The following is a 6,951-nucleotide window of genomic DNA, read 5'->3' as shown; positions in this document are numbered from 1 at the left end:
ATTATTAAAAGAAAAAGGCATTATCCAAAGCATGAGCCGAAAAGGAAACTGCTTAGATAATGCCGTAATAGAAAATTTCTTTGGTTTGCTAAAAAGCGAATTGTTCTATTTAAAAAAATTTAAATCCGTTGAAGATTTTATAAAAGAGTTAAAATCTTATATAAAATATTATAATACAAAACGGATAAAGATAAAACTAAAAGGACTTAGTCCTGTAGAATACAGAACTAAGTCTCAATTAGTAGCTTAATTAATATGTCCAATATTTTGGGTGCATATCATATATTCTTCTCTTTTTTATTATAAAAAATAAATTCTGAAAATATTTACAAATTTAATAGTAAGTAGTATAATTATACTATGAAATTAAAGAAAACGTTTACTAAGGAATTGGATAGAGAAAAAATAAAATATATTAAAAATAAAATTGTTGATAAGAAAATTTTAAGAAAGGGGGAAAGTATAAAGTTCAATAAAATTAAGTTTTTATAAATTTTCATGATAAAATAATAAAATTTTCACAATATTTAAAAATGAAAGTTAATATATCTGTATTTATGGGAAATAGTAAACGTTTGCTAAAAAGGGGAAGTTAAAAAATGGGAAGTTTAATTAAATTGGGTAAAAAATATTTTTTTGAATTTAGTATTTTAAGCATTATATTAATTTGGTCATCAAACAATGCAGTAATGAAAATAGGAATTGAGGAAATAGGACCATTTATCTATAATGCTTTACGTTTAACTATTGCAGCACTATTATGTTGGCTTTGGTTATATAAGACACATACATATAGAAAAATGCCATGGACAGATTTAAAATATTTAATATTATTGGCTTTAGGTGGATTTTGTTTGACACAAGTTTGTTTAACTTTTGGATTATCAAAAACAACTGCAGGTAATGCATCATTAGCTTCAGCTATTATGCCATTAGCAGTAGCATTATTAAATAAATTGTTTAAACAAAATCCTTTGTCCAAAAATGTTATTTTAGGTTTAATTATTTCTTTTGTAGGAATGATGGCAATTATTTTTAGTTCAAATAAAGAGATCAGTTTTGCTAATCATCATTTAATTGGTACATTAGTAGTAGTTTTGGGACAATTTAGTAATGCTTATTATACTATTTATGCTAAGGATTTACTTAATAAATATTCTCCTTGTCAAATTGTAAGTTTTTTAATGAGTATTTCGGCTATTGTATTTTTTCTATTAGGAATACCAGAGTTACAATTTATAAATTTTGAAACTTTATCTAATGAAGCATGGATAAGTGTAGTTTATTCTGGAGTTTTTGCTCTTTGGTTAGGTAATATTGTATGGGTATGGGCTGTTGGTAAAATTGGTAGTGTAAGAACTGCAATTTATCAGTATTTGTTGCCAGTATTTTCTCTTATATTTGCATATATATTATTAGGAGAAACTTTAGTATTAGGACAAGTTTTAGGTACTATATGCATTTTAGTGGGAATGATATTAAGTAAAAAATAAACATTGTGAATTATTTTTTTTATATTATAAATTGTTATACTTATAAAAAATGCACTTTAAAAGTAGAATATCAATCTAACTTTTAAAGTGCATTTTGTTTATTTTATAAGACAAACATTTTTAATTTATTAGAAACTGTATGAATTTCTAGTGGTAATACAGGGCCAAGTTCACCATCTAAATCGCTTTCTACGCGGTCTGGGCAAGAGAATTTGAAATAAGATGCTTGTTTATAGATGATATTTTTATTATCAAAAGATGTTTTTCCTGCCACTGTATCAGCTACAATTTTCATCAATTCAGGAATATTACATTGTTTTAATAATATCATATCTAATTTACCATCGTTGATTTTGGCGTCCATAGATATATTTTTGAAGCTAGCTACAACAGGTGAATTAACGACTAATACAAAGAAGATTTTTTCTTTGATGATTTCACCATCAGCTTCAATTGTGAAATCTAAACCGCGAAATCTAGGAAGTTCACCGAGTCCACGGAAATAATAAGCTAATTTACCAAAAGTATTTTTAAGACGAGTATCAACTTCATGAGCAACACCTGTCATCATACCAGCACTGATTACATTGATAAAGTATTCATCACCAATAGAGCCAACATCTACATATTGAGTTTTTCCAGTGATGATACTATTGATATATTCATCAAATTTGGCATCAATACCAAGATGAGAAGCAAAATCATTAGATGTACCACTAGGAATAATACCTACAGGTACGTCAAGATTTTCTTTTAAGGTCATATTGATTATTTTATGCAAAGTACCATCGCCACCAGCTGCAATGATACCATCGGCATTTACATTGCGTACGCAATTAGCAAAGAAAGGGTCAAAGCTTTCTTTTTTAGTGCGGTAAGGCATGATGATACAGTCACGACTTTGAAATTGATTGATAATATCGTCTAATTTTTTCTTAAACATGGCATCACCAGAAACTGGATTATATGCCAATAGAAATTTTTTCATTTTATAATCTCTCCATTAATTTTTTAAAACACCAATTTTTTTGAAGAAACGAATACTAGGGGCACCAATCATAGGAATGCGTTCGATATCTGATTCCATGATACCACCGATTAAAATTAAGACAATAATATAGAAGAACATACCAACGAATAAAGATGCAAAAGTAGCTAAAGCATTGCTTGCTGTTTCGTATAATAAGAATTCATAGCCAAAATGAATAATACCAGCCATGATAGCAGCAGAAACAATAGTTTTTAATAATTGCATGATTTCAATTTTATAATTGATATATTTGTATAAGAAATATAGATTAATTAAAGCTGCAATACCGATATCAGCAACAGTAGCCCATGCAGCACCCATGATGCCAAGTGAAGGCTGTGCTGTTAATACCCAGTTTAAAATAACTTTAGCAATGGCAGCGATAACCATATTAATCATTGGAATAGTAGGGTGTCCAAGTCCTTGAAGAACGCCAGTAGTAACTTGATGAAGTCCAAGTAATACTATACTAAAGGATGAAACCCAAACAGCAGGGCCTGCTCCAGGTGCATTGTAGATTAAAGTTGAGATAGGCACAGCCAACATCATAACTGTTACAAATGCAGGGAAACAGATAAAGTTTGAAATACGCATAGCAGCTGCTGTTTGATTGAAACAACGTGTTTTATCTTTTAACGTACGAGCTTCAGAGATGGCAGGTACGATACTTACAGCAAGAGAAGCTGTTAAAATAGTGGAAAGATTGACAAGTGGTACAGCCATACCAGTCAAATAACCGAATAATTCTGTAGCTTCATTTACGCTATAACCAGCTACTTCTAAACGCGCTGGTACGATTAATAAATCAAGGTTAGATACAATTGGAAGCATGATACTAGCAGCAGAAACTGGAAGTGCCAATACAAAGATACGTTTAATAATTTTCCAGACAGAAGCTGTTTGAGCATCATTTACAGGCTTTAATTCATTACCATAGTTTTTGACAATATCTTTTTCTAATTTTATATGGAAATAAACTAAAACCATGACACCAGTAATAGCACCAGCTAAAGCACCTAAAGAAGCACCAGCTGAAGCATATTCAAGTCCATAAGGTAAAAGGAGTTGAGCAAATAAAATCATGGTTACAACGCGGAATATCTGTTCAACAATCTGTGATACAGCAGTTGGTGTCATGCGTTGCCAACCTTGGAGATATCCTCGAGAACTAGCTAAGATAGTAACAAAGAATACAGCCGGAGCAAGTGCAATAATAGAATAATATGCACGAGGGTCACGCACAAATTGCCAATCTATGAGCCATTGAGCACCAAAATAGGTCAGCAAACTAAAAAATAAACCAGTGCAGAACATAAAGCACATGGAAATACGAAAAATGCGTTTTGCCCCAAAAATATCATTTAAGGCAACTCTTTCAGCTGTTATAATAGAGATAGCTACAGGAACGCCTGCAGAAGAAACGGTCAAGGCTAAAAAATAAATAGGAAAAGCCATTTGATAAAGACCGATACCTTCACCGCCTAAAACGCGGGAAACAAAAATCCAGTTTAATGAGCCGATAACTTTAACTACTAAGCTAGCGACTGTTAATATAAAAGTTCCTTTTAAAAAGCTTTCAGCTTTATGAGATTTTTTTGAAGTATTATCTTGTTCGTTAATGGAAAACACCTGCTTTAAAACATCATTTTCTTTTAATTGAAAAGACTGTATAATAGTAAATACAGCTTAAAAAAGTAATTATACTAGAAAATTATAGCATTTATCGTAAAACTATGCTAGTATATTTTACTTTTATAGCTATAAAGCTAGGATTAAGTAAACATTGAATGAGTTTGAGTAAAATAAAAAAAGAAAGGAAAATTTTTATGGAGTATAATTATCTAGGATTTGATATAAATATTGGTAAATCAAAACCTGAAAATATTGTACATAGAGAAGTTGCTTGTCCATTTTGTGATGTGAAAAGTTTAAAAAATATCATAGAAATAAAAAATGATATGATATTATTAGAAAATAAATATCAAGTTTTACAAGAAGCTTATCAATTATTAATTATTGAAGGCAGTGAATGTAATGCAGATATTCCAGATTATACTTTAGAGCATATGCAAGAACTCATGCATTTTAGTATAAATCACTGGCTCAATATCATTAATAGTAAAAAATATAAAACAGTGCTTTTCTTCAAAAATCATGGCCCTTTATCTGGTGGAACTATGCGTCATCCACATATGCAAATTGTGGGCATTAAAAATTTAGAGTTTAAAAATATGTGTGATAAACGCCAATTTGAGGGCATTAAAATTGCAGAAAAAAATAATGTAGTTATGAACTTGTCTACAAAGCCACGTGTTGGATTTACAGAAGTCAATGTAATTATGAAAGGTTTAAATGATATCGATACCTTAGCTGAATTTGTGCAGATAGGCGTCGATTATATCATGAACCATTTCAGCGTAAATTGTAGCAGTTATAATTTATTCTTCTATTTAATTGAAGGCAATATACATGTAAAAATAATGCCTAGATTTGCAACATCTCCATTATTCATTGGCTATAATATCGAGCTTGTGCCAAATAATTTACAAGAGATTGCAAAACATATAAAACAATTATATTTTGACAAAAAAAACGACTAAGCATTTAAGCGTAGTCGTTTTTTTATTTATTAAATTATTTCATATCGTCTTCAGCATCTTGTTTTTCTGGTGGTACAGGGAACATTTCTAAATCTGGATTATTATCTTGAATCCAGCCTAATGCCCATTCGTTGTTTACAAGAAGTACAGGACGATCTTTCATATCATATACGAACATTCCACGGTCAGCACCACGGAGAGATTCTGGAGTTACAGGACGATTATCTTTGAAGCGAAGCCAACGAGCAACTTCAAATGGTTGCATATTCATGACTATTTCTGTATTATATTCGCTTTTTAAGCGGTATTCTAATACATCAAACTGCAATTGTCCTACAGTACCAACAATATAAGATTCCATACCAGCACCTGCTTGTTGGAATAATTGTACAGCACCTTCTTGTGTAAGCTGCATGATACCTTTTACGAATTGTTTGCGTTTCATAGTATCTTTAGCAGAAACACGAGCAAATCTTTCTGGTGGGAATACAGGAAAATCTGCAAATTTGAATTTGTGAGAAGGCATACAAAGTGTATCGCCGATACCGAAGATACCAGGGTCAAATAAACCAACAATATCTCCAGGGTATGCAGTATCAATGATTTGACGGTCTTGAGCTAAGAATTGTTGTGGCTGAGAAAGTTTTACAGCTTTGCCACCTTGCATATGATAAACGCTCATACCACGTTCGAATTTACCAGAGCAAATGCGAATAAAGGATAATCTATCATGATGAGCAGGGTTCATATTAGCTTGAATTTTGAAGATGAAGCCAGAGAATTTTTCATCATCAGGGCTGATAAGACCATCGGAGCTCATGCGAGGTTGAGGAGCTGGTGCAAGACGAAGATATTCTTCTAAGAAACCACGTACACCGAAGTTAGTCATGGCACTACCAAAGAACATAGGTGTCAATTCACCTTTATTTACTTTGTCCATAGACCACTGTTCACCAGCAACATCAAGTAAATCAATATCATCTAATAAAGCTTGATAATCAGTGTCGCCAATGATTTCTTTAGCTTTTGGATCTTTTAAATCAAAAATTACAGATTCACGTTCTTCTTGACCATGAGATGTATCTTCACTGAATAATTCCACTTTTTCAGTTTCGCGGTGATAAATACCTTTATAATGACCATCTGTACCGATAGGCCAATTCATTGGATAAGAGCGAATACCTAAAACATCTTCGATTTCTTCCATTAATTCAAGTGGAGCTTTACCAAAACGGTCAAGTTTATTAACAAATGTAAAAATTGGAATATGACGTTGTTTACAAACTTTGAATAATTTTTTTGTCTGTGCTTCGACACCTTTGGCTACGTCGATAATCATGACAGCACTATCTACAGCCATTAGTGTACGATAAGTATCTTCACTGAAGTCTTGGTGACCTGGAGTATCAAGGATATTGATACGGCAACCAGCATAATCGAATTGAAGCACACTAGAAGTTACAGAAATACCACGCTGTTTTTCAATTTCCATCCAGTCAGAAACAGCATGACGTTGAGTTTTACGGGATTTTATAGAACCTGCTAAATGGATTGCACCTCCATAGAGCAATAATTTTTCAGTTAAAGTAGTTTTACCAGCATCTGGGTGAGAGATAATCGCAAAAGTACGTCGTTTTTGAATTTCAGTTTGTAATTCCGACAATTTAAATCCTCCTATAAAAAAATAGTACTATCTTTTTATTCTATCATAAGTAATGATAGAGTGGTAGAAGTTTATTAAAATAAGCATCATAATTAAGCATTATAATTAAATGTCCTGTAATAATATACATAAATATATATATTTAAAGGTAACAGATTTAAATAT

6 protein-coding genes are annotated in these 6,951 nt (G+C 31.5%); 3 read left to right on the top strand and 3 right to left on the bottom strand.

The window, feature by feature from the left end; genetic code table 11:
* Window positions 1-250, top strand: a 250-nt coding sequence (locus F553_RS0108575; RefSeq protein ID WP_018999780.1) for an IS3 family transposase, incomplete at its 5' end; no start/stop codon positions are given.
* 349 nt (window positions 251-599) lie between these two features.
* On the top strand, window positions 600-1,493 hold the full coding sequence (locus F553_RS0108570; protein WP_018999779.1) for a DMT family transporter: 894 nt from the start codon (window positions 600-602) through the stop codon (window positions 1,491-1,493).
* A 103-nt stretch (window positions 1,494-1,596) separates the two neighbouring features.
* Here F553_RS0108570 and F553_RS0108565 read toward each other — a convergent pair whose 3' ends face one another.
* Together F553_RS0108565 and F553_RS0108560 are read right to left on the bottom strand one after the other, a co-directional pair.
* The gene (locus tag F553_RS0108565) at window positions 1,597-2,481 is read right to left on the bottom strand and encodes a diacylglycerol/lipid kinase family protein (RefSeq protein WP_008539864.1); all 885 of its coding nucleotides are present in this window, start codon (window positions 2,479-2,481) and stop codon (window positions 1,597-1,599) included.
* Window positions 2,482-2,496: 15 nt separating this feature from the next.
* Entirely contained in the window at window positions 2,497-4,152 is a 1,656-nt protein-coding gene (locus tag F553_RS0108560; RefSeq protein WP_008539865.1) for a putative polysaccharide biosynthesis protein, read from the bottom strand.
* 197 nt (window positions 4,153-4,349) lie between these two features.
* On the opposite strand from F553_RS0108560, the gene F553_RS0108555 reads away from it, so the two are divergent.
* Window positions 4,350-5,123: a DUF4931 domain-containing protein gene (locus F553_RS0108555; RefSeq protein WP_018999778.1), complete on the top strand. Its 774-nt coding sequence runs from the start codon at window positions 4,350-4,352 to the stop codon at window positions 5,121-5,123.
* A gap of 34 nt (window positions 5,124-5,157) precedes the next feature.
* On the opposite strand, the gene F553_RS0108550 is transcribed toward F553_RS0108555, so the two are convergent.
* Complete coding sequence (locus F553_RS0108550) at window positions 5,158-6,786, bottom strand: peptide chain release factor 3 (RefSeq protein ID WP_018999777.1); 1,629 nt, start codon at window positions 6,784-6,786, stop codon at window positions 5,158-5,160.
* Between the last annotated feature and the right edge of the window lie 165 nt (window positions 6,787-6,951).

Source organism: Megamonas rupellensis DSM 19944 (assembly GCF_000378365.1).
Taxonomy (GTDB): Bacteria; Bacillota; Negativicutes; order Selenomonadales; family Selenomonadaceae; genus Megamonas; species Megamonas funiformis.
This window is presented reverse-complemented; position numbering and strand designations above follow the sequence as displayed.

What these genes read in the sequence shown, in the direction of transcription:
- F553_RS0108565 (WP_008539864.1), bottom strand. Translation starts at nt 2,481, where the DNA reads ATGAAAAAATTTCTATTGGCATATAATCCAGTTTCTGGTGATGCCATG.
- F553_RS0108555 (WP_018999778.1), top strand. Translation starts at nt 4,350, where the DNA reads ATGGAGTATAATTATCTAGGATTTGATATAAATATTGGTAAATCAAAA.
- F553_RS0108570 (WP_018999779.1), top strand. Translation starts at nt 600, where the DNA reads ATGGGAAGTTTAATTAAATTGGGTAAAAAATATTTTTTTGAATTTAGT.